The 21,162-nt window shown below is 61.9% G+C and carries 18 protein-coding genes; 13 read left to right on the top strand and 5 right to left on the bottom strand.

Annotated features, from left to right (window positions below; all coding sequences use genetic code 11):
- Position 1: 1 nt before the first annotated feature.
- A complete protein-coding gene (locus LDZ23_RS18305; RefSeq protein WP_008353259.1) occupies positions 2 to 772 on the bottom strand; it encodes a PP2C family protein-serine/threonine phosphatase in 771 nt (256 codons plus the stop codon).
- 106 nt (positions 773 to 878) lie between these two features.
- Positions 879 to 1,217: a hypothetical protein gene (locus LDZ23_RS18300; protein WP_008353260.1), complete on the bottom strand. Its 339-nt coding sequence runs from the start codon at positions 1,215 to 1,217 to the stop codon at positions 879 to 881.
- 444 nt (positions 1,218 to 1,661) lie between these two features.
- Here LDZ23_RS18300 and LDZ23_RS18295 point away from each other — a divergent pair, with 444 nt between their 5' ends.
- The 3 genes from LDZ23_RS18295 (at position 1,662) to LDZ23_RS18285 (ending at position 3,726) form a co-directional block, all read left to right on the top strand.
- Positions 1,662 to 2,165 carry a lecithin retinol acyltransferase family protein gene (locus LDZ23_RS18295; RefSeq protein WP_008353261.1) on the top strand — a complete coding sequence of 168 codons (504 nt, stop codon included), beginning with the start codon at positions 1,662 to 1,664 and terminating at the stop codon, positions 2,163 to 2,165.
- A 37-nt stretch (positions 2,166 to 2,202) separates the two neighbouring features.
- Positions 2,203 to 2,451, top strand: coding sequence for a hypothetical protein (locus LDZ23_RS18290; RefSeq protein WP_033537064.1), 249 nt, complete (start codon positions 2,203 to 2,205; stop codon positions 2,449 to 2,451).
- 180 nt (positions 2,452 to 2,631) lie between these two features.
- Complete coding sequence (locus tag LDZ23_RS18285) at positions 2,632 to 3,726, top strand: 4-hydroxyphenylpyruvate dioxygenase family protein (RefSeq protein WP_008353263.1); 1,095 nt, start codon at positions 2,632 to 2,634, stop codon at positions 3,724 to 3,726.
- Between the two features lie 6 nt (positions 3,727 to 3,732).
- Here LDZ23_RS18285 and LDZ23_RS18280 read toward each other — a convergent pair whose 3' ends face one another.
- Both LDZ23_RS18280 and LDZ23_RS18275 read right to left on the bottom strand, forming a co-directional pair.
- Positions 3,733 to 4,146 carry a cupredoxin domain-containing protein gene (locus tag LDZ23_RS18280; protein WP_008353264.1) on the bottom strand — a complete coding sequence of 138 codons (414 nt, stop codon included), beginning with the start codon at positions 4,144 to 4,146 and terminating at the stop codon, positions 3,733 to 3,735.
- Positions 4,143 to 5,132 (bottom strand): metallophosphoesterase family protein, encoded by a 990-nt coding sequence (locus tag LDZ23_RS18275; RefSeq protein ID WP_008353265.1) that lies wholly within the window; start codon positions 5,130 to 5,132, stop codon positions 4,143 to 4,145. The genes LDZ23_RS18280 and LDZ23_RS18275 overlap by 4 nt, the downstream gene beginning before the upstream one ends.
- A gap of 305 nt (positions 5,133 to 5,437) precedes the next feature.
- Between LDZ23_RS18275 and LDZ23_RS18270 the strand changes: the two genes are divergently transcribed.
- The 9 genes from LDZ23_RS18270 to LDZ23_RS18230 all read left to right on the top strand — a co-directional run bounded on the left by LDZ23_RS18270 (position 5,438) and on the right by LDZ23_RS18230 (position 18,467).
- Complete coding sequence (locus LDZ23_RS18270; RefSeq protein ID WP_008353267.1) at positions 5,438 to 6,109, top strand: RNA polymerase sigma factor; 672 nt, start codon at positions 5,438 to 5,440, stop codon at positions 6,107 to 6,109.
- Complete coding sequence (locus tag LDZ23_RS18265; RefSeq protein WP_008353269.1) at positions 6,099 to 6,818, top strand: anti-sigma factor family protein; 720 nt, start codon at positions 6,099 to 6,101, stop codon at positions 6,816 to 6,818. Before LDZ23_RS18270 ends, LDZ23_RS18265 begins: the two co-directional genes overlap by 11 nt.
- A gap of 395 nt (positions 6,819 to 7,213) precedes the next feature.
- The gene (locus LDZ23_RS18260; protein WP_008353271.1) at positions 7,214 to 8,425 is read left to right on the top strand and encodes an ABC transporter substrate-binding protein; all 1,212 of its coding nucleotides are present in this window, start codon (positions 7,214 to 7,216) and stop codon (positions 8,423 to 8,425) included.
- Between the two features lie 763 nt (positions 8,426 to 9,188).
- Entirely contained in the window at positions 9,189 to 10,061 is an 873-nt protein-coding gene (locus LDZ23_RS18255; RefSeq protein ID WP_008353273.1) for a branched-chain amino acid ABC transporter permease, read from the top strand.
- Positions 10,062 to 10,071: 10 nt separating this feature from the next.
- On the top strand, positions 10,072 to 12,015 hold the full coding sequence (locus LDZ23_RS18250) for a branched-chain amino acid ABC transporter ATP-binding protein/permease (protein ID WP_008353274.1): 1,944 nt from the start codon (positions 10,072 to 10,074) through the stop codon (positions 12,013 to 12,015).
- A 653-nt stretch (positions 12,016 to 12,668) separates the two neighbouring features.
- Positions 12,669 to 13,403, top strand: a complete 735-nt coding sequence (locus LDZ23_RS18245) for an ABC transporter ATP-binding protein (RefSeq protein WP_008353276.1) — start codon at positions 12,669 to 12,671, stop codon at positions 13,401 to 13,403.
- A gap of 82 nt (positions 13,404 to 13,485) precedes the next feature.
- Entirely contained in the window at positions 13,486 to 14,322 is an 837-nt protein-coding gene (locus LDZ23_RS18240) for a shikimate dehydrogenase family protein (protein ID WP_008353278.1), read from the top strand.
- A gap of 122 nt (positions 14,323 to 14,444) precedes the next feature.
- On the top strand, positions 14,445 to 16,370 hold the full coding sequence (locus LDZ23_RS18235; protein WP_008353280.1) for a potassium transporter Kup: 1,926 nt from the start codon (positions 14,445 to 14,447) through the stop codon (positions 16,368 to 16,370).
- A 96-nt stretch (positions 16,371 to 16,466) separates the two neighbouring features.
- Positions 16,467 to 18,467 (top strand): acyl CoA:acetate/3-ketoacid CoA transferase, encoded by a 2,001-nt coding sequence (locus LDZ23_RS18230; protein ID WP_008353281.1) that lies wholly within the window; start codon positions 16,467 to 16,469, stop codon positions 18,465 to 18,467.
- 34 nt (positions 18,468 to 18,501) lie between these two features.
- On the opposite strand, the gene LDZ23_RS18225 is transcribed toward LDZ23_RS18230, so the two are convergent.
- Positions 18,502 to 20,010: an amino acid permease gene (locus LDZ23_RS18225; protein WP_033535977.1), complete on the bottom strand. Its 1,509-nt coding sequence runs from the start codon at positions 20,008 to 20,010 to the stop codon at positions 18,502 to 18,504.
- A gap of 432 nt (positions 20,011 to 20,442) precedes the next feature.
- On the opposite strand from LDZ23_RS18225, the gene LDZ23_RS18220 reads away from it, so the two are divergent.
- Positions 20,443 to 21,099, top strand: a complete 657-nt coding sequence (locus LDZ23_RS18220) for a peroxiredoxin (RefSeq protein WP_008353285.1) — start codon at positions 20,443 to 20,445, stop codon at positions 21,097 to 21,099.
- Positions 21,100 to 21,162 lie beyond the last annotated feature (63 nt).

The raw sequence follows: 21,162 nt of genomic DNA, 5'->3' as shown, positions 1-21,162 counted from the left end.
TTTAAATCGACGGATTCACCTGCGTCTTATCCGTCGCCATCAAATCGACCGCATGCGCGACGACCACTGAAATATTGTCGCGCCCGCCCCGCGCGAGCGCGATTTCCAGCAGCCTTTGCGCGGCGACATCGCAATTGCCCGGCGCGAGCTCGCTCATCATTTCGGCTTCGCTGACTTCGTTCGATAAACCGTCGCTGCATAGCAGGAACGTATCGCCGTCGTTCAGGGCGAGCGTGTTCTCGTCGAGTTCGAGCACATCGAGCGCGCCGACCGCGCGCGTGATCAGATGCTGCGCCGGATGATGCAGCGCTTCTTCCGCCGTGAGTTGCCCGCGCGCCTTCAGTTCCTCGACGTGGCTGTGATCGCGCGTGAGCTGCACGAGCCGTCCCTGGCGCAGCAGATAGATGCGGCTGTCGCCGGCCCATACATAACCGCACGCGCCATCGCGCGCAGCGAGCACGACGACCGTGCTGCCGATGCGCGACACCTGGCGCCGCGCCGCTTCCGCACGCAGCTTGTCGTTCACGTCGAGAAGACGCGCGCGGGCATCGGCGATGGTGCCCGCAAGATTGTTCGCCGGCGATACCTTCGCGAGGCTCTCGATCACCATCCGGCTCGCCAGATCGCCGACCGCGTGGCCGCCCATGCCATCGGCGACGGCCCACAGTCCGCGCTCGGGCGCATCGAGCAGCGCGTCTTCGTTGATCTGCCGGACGCAGCCGGTGTCGGTGCGGGCGGCGGATGTCCATCGAAACTCGGTGGTGAAGGTCACGGCAACCTCCGGAATGCTGGGTGACGCGGCGTCGGGCGGGCCTTGCGGACGATCCCGCTCATTGTGTACCAACGCGCGTCCGAAGCGAATCTTGATCTGCACCGCTTTAGCCCGCGCGATTCCCCGCGACCGAATTCGGGCTGACGGTAAGGGTCGCGCCGTTGCCCGTATTGCTGACCGCGACGTTCTGAAACTGATTGACCATCTGGCCGACCGTGATGTTCGTCACGTTATTGGTGATGTTGTTCGTGACCGCGTAGATGTTGTTGGTCACATCGACCAGCGTAATCGCGCCGGCTGCGGCCCCGCCGCCCGATGAACGCTCCACGAAAGGCGTGATCCAGCCGAACACCCACGGCGCACCGCCTCCGCCGCTGATGGCCGACATCGCCGCGTGATCCAGCACGCGGTCGTATTCGAGATCGCTGACGGTCAAGGCGCACATGTCGTTTCTCCGGGATGGCCTGTGAGCAGGACGCACGGATCAATGCAAGGCCCATGCCGACGCACGCCAAATGGCGGAGATTGCGTCCGAATCGCCGATGGGGCGGCGTTCTGGCGGCATCGGCGCAAACGAAATGGCAGGGTGCCGAATCGCATCCGTTGGATCGTCGCCAACAAGCGATGTTGGCGTCGCGCCGCATAACCAACACACGCGGCGCGCGTCCGATCGGCCCGCACGACGCGAATTCTGGTGCAGCAGGTCCAACAAACACGCAAGAAAACTGTTGGCCCATGAAAAACACAACGCCGTCGAAACACGCTCGCGATTCCGCAATAACCACACGTAATCAATGGCTTATCGAAACTGGCAAGGAAGATGCAAAAGGCTAGGCAACCCGGCGCCGAACAAACACCTGGCGCCAGCAAAGAAAAATCGGAGCCAGCCATGTCAACCAACCAGCAAATCGGACTGATCGAACAGCAAGCCGCCGCGAACGGCTTCTCGCTCGACGACGAACCCGCGCTCGGCACCGAACTCGTCACGCGCCGTTCCGGCTATGAACATCACGGCATCTACGCCGGCAACGGCATGGTTATCCACTATGCCGGTTTCGCGAAGTCGCTGCATCGCGGCCCGGTCGAGGAAGTCCCGGTCGAGCAGTTCGCCGCCGGTCATGAAGTCACGATCCGCCAGAACCCGGCCGCGAAGTTCGTCGGCATGGAAGCGGTGCGCCGCGCCCGCAGCCGCCTCGGCGAAGACAACTATCACCTGCTCACCAACAACTGCGAGCACTTCGTTACGTGGTGCCTCGACGGCCGCGCCCGCAGCCGTCAGGTGCAAGCGTGCTTCATCGATCCCCACGCGGCCGTCAGAGCCGTGGCGGGACTCTTCCGCGCCTATGTCGCCGCCGAACGCCGCCGCCGCATGAATGTGGCGCTCGCAGCCTGAACCTCACGTTTTGCCGATCGATTCCGAGGAGACCATCATGCAAACCACCGAAAACTCGCTGCACTGGGCCGTCGACAAATGGCTCGCCCCGACTGCCGCGCATCCGGCACGCGTCGTGCGTCTGTGCCGTTCGCATGTCACCGGCGCGCGCTACGTCTGCATCGAGGCCCAGCATCCGGGCGGCCCGCTCGCGATCATCTTCTTCCGCCATGACGACGGCACCTGGAACGTGTTTCCGCCGCAAGCGAAGCGTCCGTCGATGAGCGCGGCGCGCCTCGCCGCCTGAAGGCGCGTACGATCGGCCGGGACGCGTCGGGCGGCCCCGGCTTTGACACGGCAATCCCGCTGCCGCTACTCTAGGCGCATCGTCGCGGCCATTTGGATGAAGCCGCCGGTCGCACGGAAGCAGCAGGTCGTGGTAGTTTTGCGTCCGTGAACCAGATCGTACATTTTCGAGGTATTGCCGATGACCCAGCCCGACTCCTCTTCCTCCGCCCGCGCGACGCCCGATTCGAACCTCGGCGACAATCCGCTCGGCATCGCGGGGCTGGAGTTCGTCGAGTTTTCCAGCCCCGATCCTGCAGGGCTCGCCCGACTGTTCGAGACGCTCGGCTTCGTGCCCGTCGCGCAGCACATCAGCAAGGCGGTGACGCTCTTTCGCCAGCGCAGCATGAATTTTCTGTTGAACGCGGAGCCGGATTCGTTCGCGTCGCGCTTTGCCGAGTCGCATGGCGTCGGCATCGCGGCGATCGGCATTCGCGTGCTCGATGCGCAGGTCGCCCACGAGCGCGCGCTCGAATACGGCGCGTGGGATTTCGAGGGCGAAAAAATCGGCCCGAACGAGCTTGCGATTCCGGCGATTCAAGGCATCGGCGATTCCCATATCTATTTCGTCGATCACTGGCCGGGCAAGAACAGCGGCGAGACGTCGATCTACGACATCGACTTTCGTCCGATTCCCGGAGCACGCGCGGATCTCAACGGCACCGGCCTGCTCGAAGTCGACCACTTCACGCAGACGGTCGGCGCAGGCCGCATTCAGGAATGGCTCGATTTCTATCGGGAAGTGCTGCACTTCTCGGAGATTCATCAGGTGCATCCGGACTGGCACGTCTCGCAGGATTCCGCCGTCACGCTTTCGCCGTGCGGCGCGATCCGCATTCCGGTGTACGAGGAAGGCACCTATCGCACGGATCTGATGCAGCAATATCTGCCCGATCACGAAGGCGAGGGCGTGCAGCATATCGCGCTGGCATCGGCGGATATTTTCGCTTCCGTCGATGCATTGATGGCGCGCGGCGTGCGCTTCCTGCAGCCGCCGCCGCGCTATTACGACGAGATCGACGAGCGTCTGCCGGGCCACGGTCTCGACATCGGAAAGCTGCGCACGCGCGGCATTCTCGTCGACGGCGAGATTCTCGGAGACGGCACGCCGCAGCTTTTTCTGCAGACGTTCGTCGAGCGCAAGCCCGGCGACATGTTCTTCGAGATCGTCGAGCGGCGCGGGCATCACGGATTCGGCGAGGGCAATCTCGCCGCGATCGCGAAGGCGCGCGGCTGACGCGACTCATTGCACGACGACCGTCCCCGTCATGTGCGGATGCAGCGAACAGAAGTACTTGTACGTGCCCGGTTTGTCGAACACATGCGAGAAGCTGTCGCCGCTGTCGAGCGGATCGGACTTGAAGCTCTTTCCCTCGTCGGCGACGGTATGCAGCATGTCGTCGTGATTCACCCACGTCACCTTCGTACCGACGGGCACGGTAATCGTCGCCTGATTGAACGCGAAGTTGTCGATGGAAACGGTCGGCGCGTTCGCCAGCGCGACCTGTTGCGCGGGTTCTGCCGCGCACGCCGACGGAATCGCCACGCCGATGACGCCTTTCACGACCAGCGCAAGCGCGGCCTGGCGCAGCAGCTTGCCGGCGAGCGGGCGGAGATTGTCGGGCGAAACGTAGTGCGCAATCGTCGATGCGATCATGACTGCACCCCCGCGAGCGACGTATCGGTGACGGCAAGTTGCCCGCGTCCCGCGATATGCGTGACTTCGCGCAGGCCGAGCATCGTGCGCAATTGTTCGGATGGCACTTTCATCGGCCCCGGACCGGACGGTGCGCCCGGCGCGGGCTGCGGAAACGCCGTCGACATCGCCGAATAAAAGCGCATCTCTCCCTCCACTTTCTGCGCCACCTGATGGACGTGGCCGTTCAGCACCGTTACCGAGCCGAAGCGTTTCAAGAGCGCGAGCGCCTGCGCGCTGTCGTCGGTGCCCCATCCCCATTGCGGATACAACGCCCACAGCGGAATGTGCGCGAACACGACGATCGGCGTGCTGCTCGATTTGCCCTGCAGATCCGCCTTGAGCCACGCGAGCTGCGCATCGCCGAGAAAGCCGAGGCCGCCGCCCTTCAGGTCGATCACGTTGGTCAGGCCGATGAAATGCACGCCGCCCTGATCGAAGCTGTACCAGTGACGCGTGCTGCCTTTGCCGTATTGCCCGGAAAAGCGGTCGAAAAACGCGTTGCCTTCTTCGACCAGCACGTCGTGCTCGCCGGGCACGTAATGCACGTCCATGCCCGACTTGCCGATGATCTGCGTCGCCGTGTCGAATTGCGCAGGCTTCGACAGATGCGTGATGTCGCCCGTGTGGATCATGAACGCGGGGCGTCTTTCCATCGCGCTCACGCGGTTGATGGCTTCTTCGAGCGTGCTCGTCGGCTCCGTGTTCGGATCCTTGTTGAAGCCGATGTGACTGTCGCTGATCTGCACGAAGCTGAACGAGCCGGTCTGCTCGGCCGCTTCCACCGACGAGATCAGGCGCGAAACGGGCACGCCGCCGCTCACCGTCCAGATGACGCCGGCGCCCGCCCAGGCCATGCACGAAAGTGCGGTGCGGCGGCGCTTGCCGTGCTCGTCGAGTTCGTCGCGTTGCTGCGCGGGCGGCAGTGCGTTCGGGTCGGGTTTCATGATGGTTCCTTTGATGATGACGGCCGCGGTTCTTGTCGTTCGAATCGGTGAAGTCGGGCCCACGGCGGCTCGGTGCATGGGCGCGAAGCCGGCGATGCCCGTTGCGGCGGGCAGGATCGCGTTGGCATCCGTCCATCGAACCAGCGAATGCGGCGGGATATTCCCGCTATATTTTTTTGAGTCGCCGTTGCAAACGGGAATAAAGCGCCCGCGTGAGGAGTAACGGATGGGAAGGCGCGGAAAAGCGATGCCGCCGCGCCCGAACGAAGTTTTCCGAACGTGATTGTGGAAAGGAGACCCGCGCGATGTGGCCAGGCAGGTCGAAAGAAGACAGGTCCGGGCGCCGCGGCCAGGCGGACGCCGAGGCGGTCCACGCGCGCTTCGAAGCGACGGTGATGCCGCATCTGGACGCCGCGTACAACCTCGCGCGCTGGCTGTCGGGAAGCGCGAACGATGCCGACGATGTCGTGCAGGAAGCCTATCTGCGCGCGTTCCGTTTCTTCGGCGGATTCGAAGGCGGCGAGGAGGCGAACGCGCGTGCGTGGCTGCTCGCGATCGTGCGCAATACGTGGTTCACGGAGTGGCGGCGGCGCGTGCAACTCGCCGACGCGACGCCCTACGACGAGGAACTGGGCGGCGACGAAGCCTTGCCGGGATGGTCGGAGGAAGGCGCGGCCGATCCCGAAACGCTCGCCGTGCGCCGCGACGAAATTCATCTGGTGCATCGCGCGCTGGAGGCGCTGCCGATCGCCTTTCGCGAGGTGCTGGTGTTACGCGAACTCGAAGACATGAGCTACAAGGAAGTCGCATCCGTGACCGGCGTGCCGATCGGCACGGTGATGTCACGGCTCGCGCGCGGCCGCAAGATGCTGGCGGGGGCGGTGCGCGCGGCCCAGGGCGGGCAGGACAAGCCGAGCGTGCGCCTCGTGCGCCGCGCGGGACCGGGTCACGCAGAGGAGTCGGGAAATGGAAAATAACGACATTGCCTCGCTCGATGCGAGGCTTACCGATGGTTCGCTGTATCAGCGCGCGCCGGTGCATCTGCGCACGCAAGTGCTGGCGCGCGTGCGGGCTCAGGCCGAGGAAGAGGCGTGCAGGCGCGAGCCGGCGCGTCCGGCGAAACGCGGCTCGCGCAATCCGTTTGCCGCGCCGTGGCCGTTCTTCGGCGGCGCATTCGCGGGCGCGACGCTCTCGGCGCTCGTGCTCGGCACGATGCTGTGGTTCCAGGCGCTGCCGCTCGTCTCGTCCGTATCGACGGGCTCGCCCATCGCGCAGGAGATCGTGTCGAGCCATGTGCGCGCGCTGATCTCGGATCGTCCGATCGACGTGTTGTCCAGCGACAAGCACACGGTGAAGCCGTGGTTCAACGGCCGGATCGACTATGCGCCGCCGGTGATCGATCCCGCGGGTCCGGGCTTCGCGCTCGTCGGCGGACGGCTGGATTACATCGATCATCGGCCGGTGGCGGTCGTCGTGTATCGCTACCTGAAGCATCCGATCGACGTGTACGTATTTCCCGAGCGCAAGGGCGAAGCGAAGACGGAGCCGGTCGTCACGCAATCCGACGATGGTTACGCGCTCGCGCGCTGGAATCACGATGGCATGACGTTCTGGGCCGTCACCGATGCATCGGGCGCGGTGCTGCGTCAGTTCGCGCACGCGATCGAAACCGGTGCGCCGCGATAACAAGTGCATCGCGCAAACGCTGTCATCGCTGCGATAGCCTGAAGAGTGCGCAAGGTTACGCGCGGTCATCCTCCGGGATGCCGCGCGTTTTTTTCTTTGGCGTTACGCGTATACCCGCTGTTTTCTCCGTTTCGAAAGCCATGAAAACGCTTTGGGATGCTGTCTAAATTCGCATCTTTTCCGGGTTATGCCGGGCTTTGCACAGTTGCGATGCATTGGGTGTGGCCTAACGCTCGTGCTCTTCGGGTATGTCCGAATATGGTCATATCCTTACATTTTTCTAAACTCGCTCACAGTCTATGTAATCGATAACGCGGAATGCGTTTAAAAGGCATTGCGAAGTTCGCCGCGTTGCATGGGACTTTCAAATAACGAATCAGGCGACGGAGACACACATGAAGATGAAGCTCATTGCGAGCACGCTCGCGTTCGGCGTTTTCTCGTTGGCGCACGCGGCCGACCCGATCAAGATCGGCGTCGATGGTCCGTTCACGGGCGGTTCGTCTTCCATGGGTGTCAGCATGCGCGATGGCGTGCGTCTTGCCACCGCCGAGATCAACAAATCTGGCGGCGTGCTTGGGCGTCAGATCGTGCTGGTCGAGCGCGATGACGAAGCGAAGAACGAGCGCGGCGTGCAGATCGCGCAGGAGCTCATCAACAAGGAGAAGGTTGTCGCGGTTGTCGGCTATATCAACACGGGCGTAGCGCTCGCATCGCAGCGCTTCTTTCAGGAAGCGAAGATTCCGGTGTTCAACAATGTCGCGACCGGCACGGTGGTGACGAAGCAATTCGACGATCAGCCCGATAACTACGTGTTCCGCAACGCTGCCGCCGATCGCATTCAGGCACCGATGATCGTCGAGGAAGCGGTGACGAAGCGTGGCTTCAAGAAGGTCGCGATTCTCGCCGATTCGACCAACTACGGCCAGCTCGGCCGCGAGGATCTGGAAAAGGCGCTTGCCGCGAAAGGCGTGAAGCCCGTCGCCGTGGAGAAGTTCAACATCAAGGACGTCGACATGACGGCCCAGTTGCTGAAGGCGAAGGAGGCGGGTGCGGAAGCGGTGCTGACTTACGGCATCGGGCCCGAGCTTGCGCAGATCGCGAACGGCATGGCCAAGCTTGGATGGAAGGTGCCTTTGATCGGTAGCTGGACGCTTTCGATGGCCAATTACATCGACAATGCCGGCACTAACGGCGAAGGTGCGCGCATGCCGCAGACTTTCATTCAGGAAGCGAACACGCCGAAGCGCAAGGCCTTCATCGAGGCTTATCTGAAGGAATTCAAGCCGAAGAACGAGCGGATCGATTCGCCGGTTTCTGCTGCCCAAGGTTACGACTCGGTGTATTTGCTTGCTGCGGCCATCAAGCAGGCGGGGACGACGGATGGGCCGAAGGTCAAGGAAGCGCTCGAGAATTTGAACACTAAGGTCGAAGGTGTCGTGATGGTGTACGACAAGCCCTTTACGAAGGGCGATCACGAGGCTATTACGCCGAATGTGCCGGTTATCGGGGAGGTGAAGGGCGGGCGGGTGATCTATGCGTATGACGCCGATAAGAAAGGCGGCGGGACTCTGCGGTCCAAGCAGACCACTACTGCGTCGAATTGATTTTTTTATATCGCCGGATCCCGTATTCGTGTCGGTCTATTAGCGTTGCCCCTGTGCGGGGCGGCACCTACTTTCTTTGCTGCTGCAAAGAAAGTAGGCAAAGAAAGCAGCTTTTCAAGCCCGCGGTCACACGCAATTTGGGTAGTTCTCTCGTCCTCGATGGCACTCGCCTAAGTGTCGCCCTCAAAGGACCAATCGGGCTTGGATCGCGCACGGTCTGACGAGCTAGTTTCAGATGGCCGCTGGTTCAGCACGAAAGAGCTTCGGCACAGCGCTACGCGCTGCCGTTGGGTATGCAAGGGAAACCAAAGGGCGGCGATTGCAGTGAGATGGAGACGTTAGTAGAGAAGCACGCGCGGACCCGATTGACCGGTCGGCCGCGAAGCGGGCCGGAGCTATTTGGTGCTGAACCCGTTTGGCGTGTGGTGCGATGAGACGGACCGTGCGCGAGCCAAGCCCGATTAGGTGTTTGAGGGCACTCTTTAGGCAGCCCACGAAGGACGAGAGGACTACCCAAATTGCGTGTGACCGCGGGCGTATCAGAAGCTGCTTTCTTTGCTTACTTTCTTTGCAGCAGCAAAGAAAGTGAGTGCCGCCCCGCACAGGGGCAGTGCTAATAGACCGACGCGAGAGCGGGATCCGGCGACGACACCGAGCCGACACGAAAACGCGATCCAGCAAAACAGCATCACGCAAAAGCTATAGACCGAAGCGAAATCAGGAATCTCAAGAAGCGCAGACCTGCACAAGAAAAACCCCGACCATGATCCTCCTTCAACTCGTCTATAGCGGCATAGCACTCGGCATGATCTACGCCGTGATCGCGTTCGGCTATCAACTCACCTTCGCCACATCCGGCACGCTGAACTTCGGCCAGGGCGATGCCCTGATGCTCGGCGCGCTCGTCGGCCTCACGCTCGTATCCGCTGGCGTCAACTACTGGCTGATGATTCCGCTCGTGTGTCTCTTCGGCCTCACGCAGGGCGCGTTCGTCGAACGCATCGGCGTGCGGCCCGCCATCAAGATCAAGTCCGAGTTCGGCTGGATCATGTCGACGATCGCGCTCGGCATCATCTTCAAGAACGTCGCGGAAAACGTCTGGGGCCGCGACGATCTGCGCTTTCCTTCGCCCCTGCCCGAAGCGCCACTGAAGGTCTTCGGCGCAAACGTGCTGCCGATGGAATTGCTCGTCGTCGGCGGCGCGCTCGTGATGATGCTCGCGGTCGAGTTCTTCAACCGCAAGACGATCTTCGGCAAGGCCGTGGTCGCGACCGCGAACGATCGCGATGCAGCGTCGCTCATGGGCATCAACACCGGCCTCGTCATCACGTTTTCATATGCGCTTTCGTCGTTGACCGCTGCATTTGCAGGGGTTTTGATCGCGCCGCTGACATTGACCGGCGCGACGATGGGCGCGGTGCTCGGCCTCAAGGCGTTTGCCGTGGCGATCATCGGTGGCTTGTCGAGCGGCATGGGCATCATCGTCGGCGGGATGATCCTGGGCATCGCGGAGACGACGACCGGCTTCTATATCTCCACCGGCTACAAGGACGTGCCGGGACTCGTGCTGCTCTTGATCGTGCTCGCGGTCAAGCCCGCAGGTCTCTTCGGCAAGACGGCGATCAAGAAAGTCTGAGGCGGCGACGATGAAAGCAAAGAACTGGATCGCGGCGCTCGTCGGACTCGCCGCACTCGCAATTTTCCCGGTGGCGTCGGGCAATCCGTACTACATCCACCTCGTCGAAACCATCATGATCTACGCGATCCTGCTGTTCGGGCTCGATATCGTCGTGGGTTACACGGGGCAAGTGTCGCTCGGTCACGCGGGATTGTTCGGCGTGGGCGCATACACGGCGGGCGTGCTGTTCATCAAGCTCGGCATGCCGTTCTATCTGACCGCGCCGCTTTCGATTCTGATCACAGCCGGCTTCGGCGCGATCCTTGCATTGCCCGCGCTGCGCGTGTCCGGTCCGTATCTCGCGATGGTGACGCTCGCGTTCGGCACGATCATCCAGATTCTCATCAACGAGATGGATTTCCTCACCAACGGACCGATGGGTCTCAAGATCCCGAAGCCGATGTTCGCGGGACACAGGCTCGATGAGGTGCAGTACTACTGGCTCGTCGCGGCGCTGCTCGTCGTGTCGCTGATCGTCGTGCATCGCGTGCTGAAGTCGCATCTCGGGCGCGCATTCGAAGCGCTGCGAGACAGCCCGATCGCATCGGACTGCATGGGCGTGTCGGTGTATCGCTACAAGGTAATTGCATTCGTAATCAGTGCGGGATTCGCGGGCCTCGCGGGCTGCCTGTACTCGTATTCCGAGCAATACATTTCGCCTAACACCTATAACTTCGAACTGACCATCCTCTTCCTGCTCGCCATCATCATGGGCGGACGCAAGACGCGCACGGGCGCGATCATCGGTTCGACGGTGATCGTCATGTTACCCAAGCTGCTCGACGATATCTCCAACTTCCGCGTCGTCGCGACGGCGCTGGCGGTCGTCGTCGTCGCGGGCGCCGCGCTTGCGCTCGCGAAGAAGACCACGACGCCGCAGCGCGTTGCGGTGCCGATCGTCGGCACGGCGGGACTAGCGGTGTTTTCGTTCTGGATCGAGGCGCTCACCGACTGGCGTCTGACCATCTTCGGTCTGATGATCCTGCTCGTCGTTTATTACCTGCAGGATGGCATCGTCGGCTTCGTGCGCAAGACGCTGAACCTTGGCCGCGTGCGCGTGACGAAGGTCGATACCGATGAGCTCGCGAGCCATACGCGCCAGGACGATGCCGTCGCGGCGGTCGATACGGAAGGCGCGGATACGATCCTCGACGTGCGCGGCGTGCTGATGCAGTTCAGCGGCCTGAAGGCGTTGAACGATGTGAATCTCACTGTGAAGCGCGGCACGATCCACGGCCTCATCGGTCCCAACGGTTCCGGCAAGAGCACGATGATGAACGTGCTGACGGGCATCTATGTCCCGACTGCTGGCGCGATCGAATACGAGGGGCAATCGCTCGCGGGGCGTACGTCGTCGAAGATTGCGCTGTCGGGCATCGCTCGGACGTTTCAAAACGTGCAGCTCTTCGGCGAGATGACGGCTTTGGAGAATGTGCTCGTCGGCTTGCATCACACGTTCAGATCGAACATCGCGGATGTCGGCGTGATGAGTCCGCGATATCGGCGCGAAGAGCGCGCGGCGCGCGAGCGTGCGTTCAACATGCTTCGTTTTGTGGGCCTGGAGCATGTCGCCGGAGAGGAAGCGCGCAATCTGCCCTACGGCAAGCAGCGTCTGCTTGAAATCGCGCGTGCGTTGGCGCTCGATCCGCAATTGCTTCTGCTCGATGAACCCGCGGCCGGATTGACCGCGCCGGATATTCGCGAACTCGTCGCGATCATTCGCAAGGTGCGCAATCATGGCATCACGCTTGTGTTGATCGAGCATCATATGGATGTGGTGATGAGCGTTTGCGATACGGTTTCCGTGCTGGACTTCGGGCAGAAAATCGCCGAAGGGAAGCCTTCCGAGATTCAGGCTAATGAGAAGGTTATCGAGGCTTATTTGGGGGGGCAGGCGGCGCAGGTGGCTTAGGTTTTGTTTTCGCCGGATCCCGTTTTTTAGTGGTCTATTAGCGTTGCCCCTGTGCGGGGCGGCACCTACTTTCTTTGCTGCTGCAAAGAAAGTAGGCAAAGAAAGCAGCTTTTCAAGCCCGCGGTCACACGCAATTTGGGTAGTTCTCTCGTCCTCGATGGCACTCGCCTAAGTGTCGCCCTCAAAGGACCAATCGGGCTTGGATCGCGCACGGTCTGACGAGCTAGTTTTAGATGGCCGCTGGTTCAGCACGAAAGAGCTTCGGCACAGCGCTACGCGCTGCCGCCGGGTCCGCAAGGGAAACCAACGTGAGGCAAGTGCAGTGAGATGGAGACGTTAGTAGAGAAGCACGCGCGGACCCGATTGACCGGTCGGCCGCGAAGCGGGCCGGAGCTATTTGGTGCTGAACCAGTTTGTTGTGTGGTGCGATGAGACAGACCGTGCGCGAGCCAAGCCCGATGGGGCCTATGAGGGCACTCTTTAGGCAGCCCACGAAGGACGAGAGGACTACCCAAATTGCGTGTGACCGCGGGCGTATCGGAAGCTGCTTTCTTTGCTTACTTTCTTTGCAGCAGCAAAGAAAGTGAGTGCCGCCCCGCAGTGCTAATAGACCGACACGATCACAGGATTCCCCCAAAAGCCGAAAAAGAAAAATGCTGACGATAACAAACCTCCACGCCGGTTACGGCAAAGTCAAAGTCCTCCACGGCATCTCACTGAACGTGCCGAAGGCAAAAGTCGTCACGCTGATCGGCTCGAACGGCGCCGGCAAGACCACGACGATGCGCGCCATCTCCGGCATGATCAAGCCGACCGAAGGCGAAATCACAATGGGCGTCGGCAGCAACTCCAAGCGCATCGATTCGCTCGATTCGCACAAGATCGCGCGCCTCGGACTCGCGCATTCACCGGAAGGACGCCGCGTATTCGCGACCATGTCCGTCACCGATAACCTGCTGCTCGGCGCTTTTCCGCGTCTCACATGGTCGCGCCCGAAGGGCGATGTCAGCGCCGATCTCGAACGCGCGATCGAACTCTTTCCGCGTCTGAAAGAACGCCGCAATCAACTCGCCGGCACGCTATCGGGCGGCGAACAGCAGATGCTCGCCATGGCGCGCGCCATCATGCTCAATCCGGACCTCGTCCTGCTCGACGAACCGTCGATGGGTCTCGCGCCCATTCTCGTCGACGAAGTCTTTCGCATCATCGAGCGCCTCAAAGCGGACGGCGTCACGATGCTGCTAGTCGAACAGTTCGCAGCCGCAGCGCTCAATGTCGCGGATTACGGCTACGTGCTCGAAAACGGACGCGTCGCGACGCACGGCCCGGCAGAGCAGTTGCGCAACGATCCGTCGGTGAAGGCGGCCTACCTTGGCGCGAGTCACTGATTGCCGCACTGCGGCAGACGCAATCCGCTCTATCATGATCGGAGCGCGACCGCGCGCGTCCGACATCGTGAAAGGAGCTGCCATGATCAGCGGCAAGACCACTCTGATTGCTCACCTCGGCTACCCGACCGAAGCGTTCAAGGCGCCGATGATCTACAACCCCTGGTTCGACAAACAGGGCATCGATGCGGTCGTCGTGCCGATGGGCGTCAAACCCGACGATTACGTCGCGTTCCTGCCGCATCTGTTCAAGCTGACGAACATCCGCGGCGCGCTCGTCACCATGCCGCACAAGATCACGACCGTCGGCCTGATGGATGAAGTGAGTCCCACCGCGCGCATCGCCGGAGCCTGCAACGCAATCCTGAAGCGCGAAGACGGCAGGCTCGTCGGCGATCAGTTCGACGGCGCGGGCTTCGTGCGCGGCGTCGAGCGCAAGGGCCGCAAACTCGCGGGCACACGCGTGCTCGTGCTCGGCAGCGGCGGCGTCGGCTCGCCGATCGCGGCATCGCTCGCGGCGGCGGGCGTCGCGGAACTCGCTATCTTCGACACCAACACGGCGTCCGTCGAAGGGCTCGCCTCGCGCTTGCGCGAGCACTATCCGAACCTGATCGTCAGAACCGATACGAAAGATCCCGACGGCTTCGACGTCATCGTCAACGCGACACCGCTCGGCATGAAGGACACGGACCCGCTGCCGTTCGATATCGACCGCATCGCGCCAGGCACGTTCGTCGGCGAAGTGGTGATGAAGTCGGAATACACGCCGCTCCTGCGCGCCGCGAAAGACAAGGGCTGCGCCGTGCAGGTCGGCACGGACATGCTGTTCGAGATGATTCCGGCGTATCTGGAGTTCTTCGGCTACGGCACCGCCACTGCCGACGAGCTGCGCGCGGTCGCTCAGATCAAATACGCGTAACGAAGCCTGCGCGGACATAACCGCGCTTCGTTCCTATACTTTTATCGACACAGCAAGGCAGACGCTCATCCTCTGACAAATAGGCCGCCCGCATGCGCGGCTCGGAAAAGCAGGGAGGAATCATGGGATCGACTGCACCCGGCTTGCCGGCCGATGACAATCACGCGCCGAAGCCGCACGGCCATCCGGCATTGATGGGGCTCTCGCTCGCGGCGCTCGGCGTAGTCTACGGTGATATCGGCACGAGTCCGCTCTATACGCTCAAGACCGTGTTCGATCCCGCGGGCGGCCTGCCTTTGCAGCCGGCGAACGTGATCGGCATCGTGTCGCTGATCTTCTGGTCGCTCACCATCATCGTGTCGCTCAAGTACGTGACGCTGATCCTGCGCGCCAACAATCACGGCGAAGGCGGCATCATGGCGCTGCTCGCGCTCGCGGCATCGTCGGTGGAATCGAAGAAGCGGCTGAAGCATGTGCTGCTGCTCGTCGGCGTGATGGGCGCGGCGCTCTTTTACGGCGATGGCGTCATCACGCCCGCCATTTCCGTGCTGAGCGCAGTGGAAGGCCTCGAAGTGGCGGCGCCCGGCCTTCAGCCTTATGTCGTGCCCCTCACGCTCGTCGCGCTGGTCGCGCTGTTCGTGATGCAAAAGCACGGTACGTCGGGCATCGGCGCCGTCTTCGGGCCGGTGATGGTGCTGTGGTTCATCGTGCTGGCCGTGTCGGGGCTCATGAACATCAAGGATTCGCCGCATATCCTCGCGGCGCTCAATCCGCTCGAAGGACTCGAGTTCTGCATGCGGCATCGGTGGCTCGCATTCGTTGCGCTGGGCGCGGTCGTGCTTTCGCTCACGGGCGCCGAAGCGCTCTATGCCGACATGGGCCACTTCGGTTCGCGGCCGATCCGCCTGACATGGTTCGCGATCGTCTTCCCCGCGCTCGCGCTCAACTATCTCGGTCAGGGCGCGCTTCTTATCGCCGATCCCGCCGCGTTGCAGAATCCGTTCTACCGGCTCTTTCCATCGTGGATGCTGTATCCGATGGTCGTGCTCTCCACCATCGCGACCGTGATCGCATCGCAGGCCGTGATCTCGGGCACCTATTCGATGACCAAGCAGGCGATGCAGCTCGGCTTTCTGCCGCGCATGAGCGTCGTGTACACATCGGCGCGGGAGATCGGGCAGATCTATGTGCCGGGCATCAACTGGACGCTCCTGCTCGCAGTGGTCGCGGCCGTGCTCGGCTTCGGCTCGTCGACGGCGCTCGGCTCCGCATACGGCATCGCGGTCACGGGCACGATGCTCATCACCACGTTGCTGACGTTCTTCGTGATCCGCTATGCGTGGCGATACAACTGGGCACTATGTATCTTCGCCACCGCATTCTTCTTCGTGATCGACGCGATGTTCTTTTCGGCGAATTGCCTGAAGATTGCGGACGGCGGCTGGTTCCCGGTGGCGATCGGTCTCGTGATGTTCACGATCATGGCGACGTGGGGACGCGGTGCGCAGATGATGATTCAGGAAGCGCGCGCGCGTGCGGGCACGATGCCGCTCAAGCCGTTTCTCGCCAACCTGCTCGAACGTTCGCCGGCGCGCGTGGAAGGCACGGCGATCTTCATGTCGAACGATCCGAGCGGCGTGCCGCATTCGCTGCTGAACAACCTCATGCATAACCGCGTGCTGCACGAACACACGGTCTTTTTGACGGTCGCGACCGAGCCTGTGCCATGGGTCGACGAAGCGCGCCGCGTGTCGATCGAAACGCTCGGCAACGGCTGCTTCCAGGTGACGGTGAACTACGGTTTCAAGGACGAAGTCGATCTTCCCGCCGCGCTGGAAAAGTGCCGCGGGGCCGGGCTGAAATTCGATCGCGCGACGATCTCGTACTTCATGTCGCGCGCGACCGTCGTGCCGACGCCCGGCGCCGGCATGGCCTTATGGCGCGAACGGCTGTTCGCGATCATGTTGCACAATGTCGGCAACGTCGCGGCCTATTTGCGATTACCGGCCGATCGCGTGATCGAACTCGGCGCGCGCGTCGAGATATGACGGCGCAAGTCAGCGGATTTGCGTGCGTTCGACGCAAGCAGGCGGCGCGTATTCAAGCGAAACTCACGATAAGAAATGCGGCAGACAGGAGACGCCATGACCGCCAGCAACACGCCGACCCGCCATCCGTTTCCATCGACAGCGCGCCTCGTCGAACGCGGCAAGATCTCGTCCGCGCGCGAGGCCGTGCGGCTGATACGCTCGGGCGACACGATCGCGACGAGCGGTTTCGTCGGCATCGGCTTCGCGGAGGAAGTGGCGATCGCGCTCGAAGAACGCTTCGTCGAAGGCGACGATCCGATCGCGGACCTCACGCTCGTGTATGCGGCGGGCCAGGGCGATGGCCGCAGCAAAGGCCTCAATCATCTGGCGCGCGAAGGGCTCGTCAAGCGCGTGATCGGCGGGCACTGGGGACTCGTGCCGGGCCTTCAGAAGATGGCGATAGAGAATCGCATCGAAGCGTATAACTTGCCGCAAGGCGTGATCTCGCAGCTCTTTCGCGATATCGCCGCGCATCGGCCAGGGCAACTTTCGACGGTCGGGCTCGGCACCTTCGTCGATCCGCGCAACGGCGGCGGCAAGCTCAATGCGCGCACGACGGAAGATCTCGTGCGGCTCATGGAGATCGACGGCACGGACTATCTCTACTACAAGACCTTTCCGATCGACGTCGCCATCGTGCGCGGCACGACCGCCGATCTCAACGGCAACGTCACGATGGAAAAGGAAGCGCTGACGCTCGAAGCGTTGTCCATCGCGATGGCCGCGCGCAATTCGGGCGGCATCGTGATCGCGCAAGTCGAGCGGCTTGCGGAATCGAACACGCTCAACTCGCGCCAAGTGAAGATACCCGGCGTGATGGTCGACTGCGTCGTACTGGCAAAGCCCGACAATCACTGGCAGACCTTCGGCGAGCAATACAGCGCGGCGTTTTCGAGCGAATTGCGCGTGGCCGCGAGTTCGGTGCCGCCGATGTCGCTTACGGAACGCAAGATCATCGCGCGGCGAGCGGCGTTCGAATTGATGGCCAATAGCGTCGTGAATCTCGGCATCGGCATGCCGGAGGGCATCGCGAGCGTCGCGAACGAAGAGCAGGTGATCGATCTCTTCACGATGACGACGGAGCCGGGCGTGATCGGCGGCATTCCCGCGGGCGGCCTCAATTTCGGCGCGGCGACGAATACGCAGGCGATCATCGATCAGCCGTATCAGTTCGACTTCTACGATGGCGGCGGCCTCGACATCGCGTTCCTAGGTCTTGCGCAAGCGGACGGCGAAGGCAATCTCAACGTGAGCAAGTTCGGGCCGAAGCTCGCGGGCGCGGGCGGCTTCATCAATATCAGCCAGGCGGCGAAGAAGGTCGTGTTCGTCGGCACTTTCAATGCGGGCAAGCTCCATGTCGCGATCAACGAAGGCAAGCTCGAGATTCGCCGCGAAGGCGAATGCCGCAAGTTCGTCGATGCCGTCGAGCATCGCACGTTCAGCGGGCGTTATGCGGCGGAGCGCGGGCAGACCGTGATCTATATCACCGAGCGCTGCGTGTTCGAACTCACGGACAAGGGACTTGCGCTGACCGAGGTCGCACCGGGCGTCGATATCGAGCGAGACATCGTCGCGCAAATGGGTTTCGCGCCGATCATGGACACGCCGCCGCGTCTGATGGACGAACGCATCTTCCGCGATGCGCCAATGGGCTTGCGCAATATCCTGCTGAGGCTCGATCTCTCCGAACGCTTCAGCTACGACGCGGAGAAGAATCTCTTCTTCATCAACTTCGAAGGCCATGAAGTGAAGAGCCTGAGCGATGTCGAAGCGATTCGCCGCGAAGTCGAAAAGCAGTTAGCGGGCGTGACGACGAAGCCGCACGCGATCGTGAACTACGATAACTTTTCGATTCGCCCCGACATGCTCGACGCGTATTCGGAAATGGTCACGAAGCTCGTCGATGGACACTATGACCGCGTGACGCGCTATACGACGAGCGGCTTTCTAAGGCTGAAACTCGGCGACGCACTGAAACGTCGCGGCGTCGCGCCGTATATCTACGAAAGCCCTGAAGAAGCGCGCGAACACGAATCGAAACGCGCGTCGGAATGAAGCAAGGGCCGCGATTCGAGCGGCCCTTCGAATGTCATCCGCGAGCGGGGCGACGCGGCGCGGCTTCTCGCTGATTGCGCAGCCTGCTATGACGTATGCCGTAGCCGAAGTAAATGACGACGCCGATCGCCATCCAGACGATGAGCCGTATCCACGTATCGGCGGGCAGGCCGGACATCAGAAAGAGCGATGACAACGCGCCGAGCGGCGCGACCACATACACCGCGGGCGTCTTGAATGCGCGTTCGAGATTCGGCTGCGTGATGCGCAACACGAGCACGCCGATGCACACCACCATGAACGCGAACAGCGTGCCGATGCTCACGAGTTCACCGACGAGACCGATGGGCAACAGTCCCGCAAGAATCATCACGATGATGCCGGTGATGATGGTCGTGATATAGGGCGTGTGAAAGCGCGGGTGAATCTTCGATGCGAACGGTGGCAAGAGTCCGTCCTTCGCCATCGAATAGAAGATGCGCGGCTGCGACAGCAACAGCACGAGAATCACCGACGTCAGACCGAAAATCGCGCCCAGTTTCACGATGGGCGAAAGCCAGCGCATGCCGATCGCATCGACGCCGACTGCGATCGGGTCCGACACGTTCAGCTTGTCGTAAGACACGATGCCGGTGAGTACGTACGAAACGAGCACGTAGAGAATGGTGCAGATCGTGAGCGAACCGAGAAGGCCGATCGGCATGTCGCGTCGCGGATTGCGCGTCTCCTGCGCGACGCACGATACCGAATCGAAACCGATATAGGCAAAGAACACGACGGCCGCGCCACGCAACACGCCGCTCATGCCGAACACGCCCGACTCGCCGGTATTCGGCGGTATGAACGCGCCGGTCGGATTTTGCGCCGTGACCCAGTGGTTCGTATCGACATAGGCGATGCCCGCCGCGATGAACGCGAGCACGATCAGCACCTTGATGACGACGATGAAGCTGTTCACACGCGCCGACTCGCGTATGCCGATAACCAGAAGAATCGTGATGAGCCCGACGATCACCATCGCGGGCACGTTGAGGATCGCGCCGACATGACTCCAGCCGTGACCGGGATCGTAAGCGAAAGGCGCTTTCGCAAGCTGCTCGGGTATGTCGATGCCGATCGAATGCAGAAAGCTCACGACATAACCCGACCATCCGATCGCGACGGTCGTTGCGCCGACCGCGTATTCGAGTATCAGATCCCAGCCGATGAGCCACGCAATCAGTTCGCCCATCGTCGCATAAGCGTAGGTGTACGCGCTCCCCGATACGGGCACGGTGGAAGCCATCTCTGCATAACACAGGCCAGCGAGCGCACAAACGATTGCGCCGAGCACGAAAGAGATGATGATCGCGGGGCCGGCGTTGGTGGCGGCCGCGTGGCCCGTCAGCACGAAAATCCCCGCGCCGATGATGCAGCCGATGCCGAGCAACACGACATCGAGCGCGGTGAGCGAACGCTTCAGCGCGTGGCCGCCGTGTTCCTGAAGCACTTCCTCGCTTTCGGCCGCTTCGCTTTGCAACGCAGCAACGGACTTTCTTTGCATGACGGTCACGATCGCCTCCTTATGCGGCGGCAGCGTGGCCACGCCGGGTGGCGCGGCGAATTCTGTCGCCTGTTCGACTGCGCGATGATCCAGGTGCCTGCGGCCTTGCACTTGCACGTTCGGTCTGACGTATGTGTCTCGTGATAGCAGATTTCGCCGGCGAATTCGAGCGCGGCGCCGTGCGAAACGCGAGCAACGGACATTTACGAAATATGCTTATTCACGGCGTCGCGGGTACGGAGCAGGAAACGTGCCGCTGGCTATATCCGCCGTGGCTCGTGCGGCGCGACGCATGACCACACGACGCCAGCGGTCATCAATTGCCGATGCATCGCGCACTATAATCACATTCACGATTGCAATCCTTAACCCGGAAACCGTTCTTATGCATATGGAACGTTCACCGGCCTTTTCCTCACGTGGAGATTTGATATGGCTATACGCATTGGTGATGAAGCCCCCGATTTCACGGCAGAGACGACCGAAGGCACGATTCGCTTTCACGAGTGGATCGGCGACAAATGGGCAATCCTGTTCTCGCATCCGAAGGACTTCACGCCGGTTTGCACGACCGAGCTCGGTTATATGGCCAAGCTCAAGCCCGAGTTCGACAAGCGCAATACGAAGGTGATCGGCCTCTCGATCGACCCGGTGACGAATCACTCGCAGTGGGCGAAGGACATCGAGGAAACGCAGGGCACGGCGGTCAACTATCCGATGATCGGCGACGCGGATCTCAACGTCGCGAAGCTCTACGACATGATCCATCCGAACGCGAGCGGCGCGAATCCGCGCACGGCGAACGACAACGCGACGATCCGCGCGGTGTTCATCGTCGGTCCGGACAAGAAGGTGAAGGCCACGTTCACGTATCCGATGAGCGCGGGCCGCAACTTCGACGAAGTGCTGCGCCTGCTCGACGCGCTGCAACTGAACGCGAAGCACACGGTCGCGACGCCGGTGAACTGGAAGCCGGGCGACGACGTCATCATTCCGACGTCCGTCTCGGATGAAGACGCGAAGAAGAAGTATCCCGAAGGCTTCAAGACGCTGAAGCCCTATCTGCGCACGGTCGCGCAGCCGAAGTAAGACACGGCGCTTCCGGGCGTCTCAGGCGCCGGCCCGCGAAATGCGGACCGGCGCTTTTCATTT

It is taken from the genome of Caballeronia zhejiangensis, from assembly GCF_022879815.1.
GTDB lineage: Bacteria > Pseudomonadota > Gammaproteobacteria > Burkholderiales > Burkholderiaceae > Caballeronia > Caballeronia zhejiangensis.
The sequence above is the reverse complement of the archived record's forward strand: the minus strand, read 5'-3'. Positions and strand labels throughout refer to the sequence as shown.

Excerpts from the sequence above, each read along its gene's own strand:
- LDZ23_RS18235 (WP_008353280.1), top strand. The coding sequence starts at position 14,445 with ATGGGATCGACTGCACCCGGCTTGCCGGCCGATGACAATCACGCGCCG.
- LDZ23_RS18265 (WP_008353269.1), top strand. The coding sequence starts at position 6,099 with ATGGAAAATAACGACATTGCCTCGCTCGATGCGAGGCTTACCGATGGT.
- LDZ23_RS18300 (WP_008353260.1), bottom strand. The coding sequence starts at position 1,217 with ATGTGCGCCTTGACCGTCAGCGATCTCGAATACGACCGCGTGCTGGAT.
- LDZ23_RS18230 (WP_008353281.1), top strand. The coding sequence starts at position 16,467 with ATGACCGCCAGCAACACGCCGACCCGCCATCCGTTTCCATCGACAGCG.
- LDZ23_RS18240 (WP_008353278.1), top strand. The coding sequence starts at position 13,486 with ATGATCAGCGGCAAGACCACTCTGATTGCTCACCTCGGCTACCCGACC.
- LDZ23_RS18275 (WP_008353265.1), bottom strand. The coding sequence starts at position 5,132 with ATGAAACCCGACCCGAACGCACTGCCGCCCGCGCAGCAACGCGACGAA.
- LDZ23_RS18270 (WP_008353267.1), top strand. The coding sequence starts at position 5,438 with ATGTGGCCAGGCAGGTCGAAAGAAGACAGGTCCGGGCGCCGCGGCCAG.
- LDZ23_RS18220 (WP_008353285.1), top strand. The coding sequence starts at position 20,443 with ATGGCTATACGCATTGGTGATGAAGCCCCCGATTTCACGGCAGAGACG.
- LDZ23_RS18290 (WP_033537064.1), top strand. The coding sequence starts at position 2,203 with ATGCAAACCACCGAAAACTCGCTGCACTGGGCCGTCGACAAATGGCTC.
- LDZ23_RS18245 (WP_008353276.1), top strand. The coding sequence starts at position 12,669 with ATGCTGACGATAACAAACCTCCACGCCGGTTACGGCAAAGTCAAAGTC.
- LDZ23_RS18285 (WP_008353263.1), top strand. The coding sequence starts at position 2,632 with ATGACCCAGCCCGACTCCTCTTCCTCCGCCCGCGCGACGCCCGATTCG.
- LDZ23_RS18260 (WP_008353271.1), top strand. The coding sequence starts at position 7,214 with ATGAAGATGAAGCTCATTGCGAGCACGCTCGCGTTCGGCGTTTTCTCG.
- LDZ23_RS18255 (WP_008353273.1), top strand. The coding sequence starts at position 9,189 with ATGATCCTCCTTCAACTCGTCTATAGCGGCATAGCACTCGGCATGATC.
- LDZ23_RS18250 (WP_008353274.1), top strand. The coding sequence starts at position 10,072 with ATGAAAGCAAAGAACTGGATCGCGGCGCTCGTCGGACTCGCCGCACTC.
- LDZ23_RS18280 (WP_008353264.1), bottom strand. The coding sequence starts at position 4,146 with ATGATCGCATCGACGATTGCGCACTACGTTTCGCCCGACAATCTCCGC.
- LDZ23_RS18225 (WP_033535977.1), bottom strand. The coding sequence starts at position 20,010 with ATGCAAAGAAAGTCCGTTGCTGCGTTGCAAAGCGAAGCGGCCGAAAGC.
- LDZ23_RS18295 (WP_008353261.1), top strand. The coding sequence starts at position 1,662 with ATGTCAACCAACCAGCAAATCGGACTGATCGAACAGCAAGCCGCCGCG.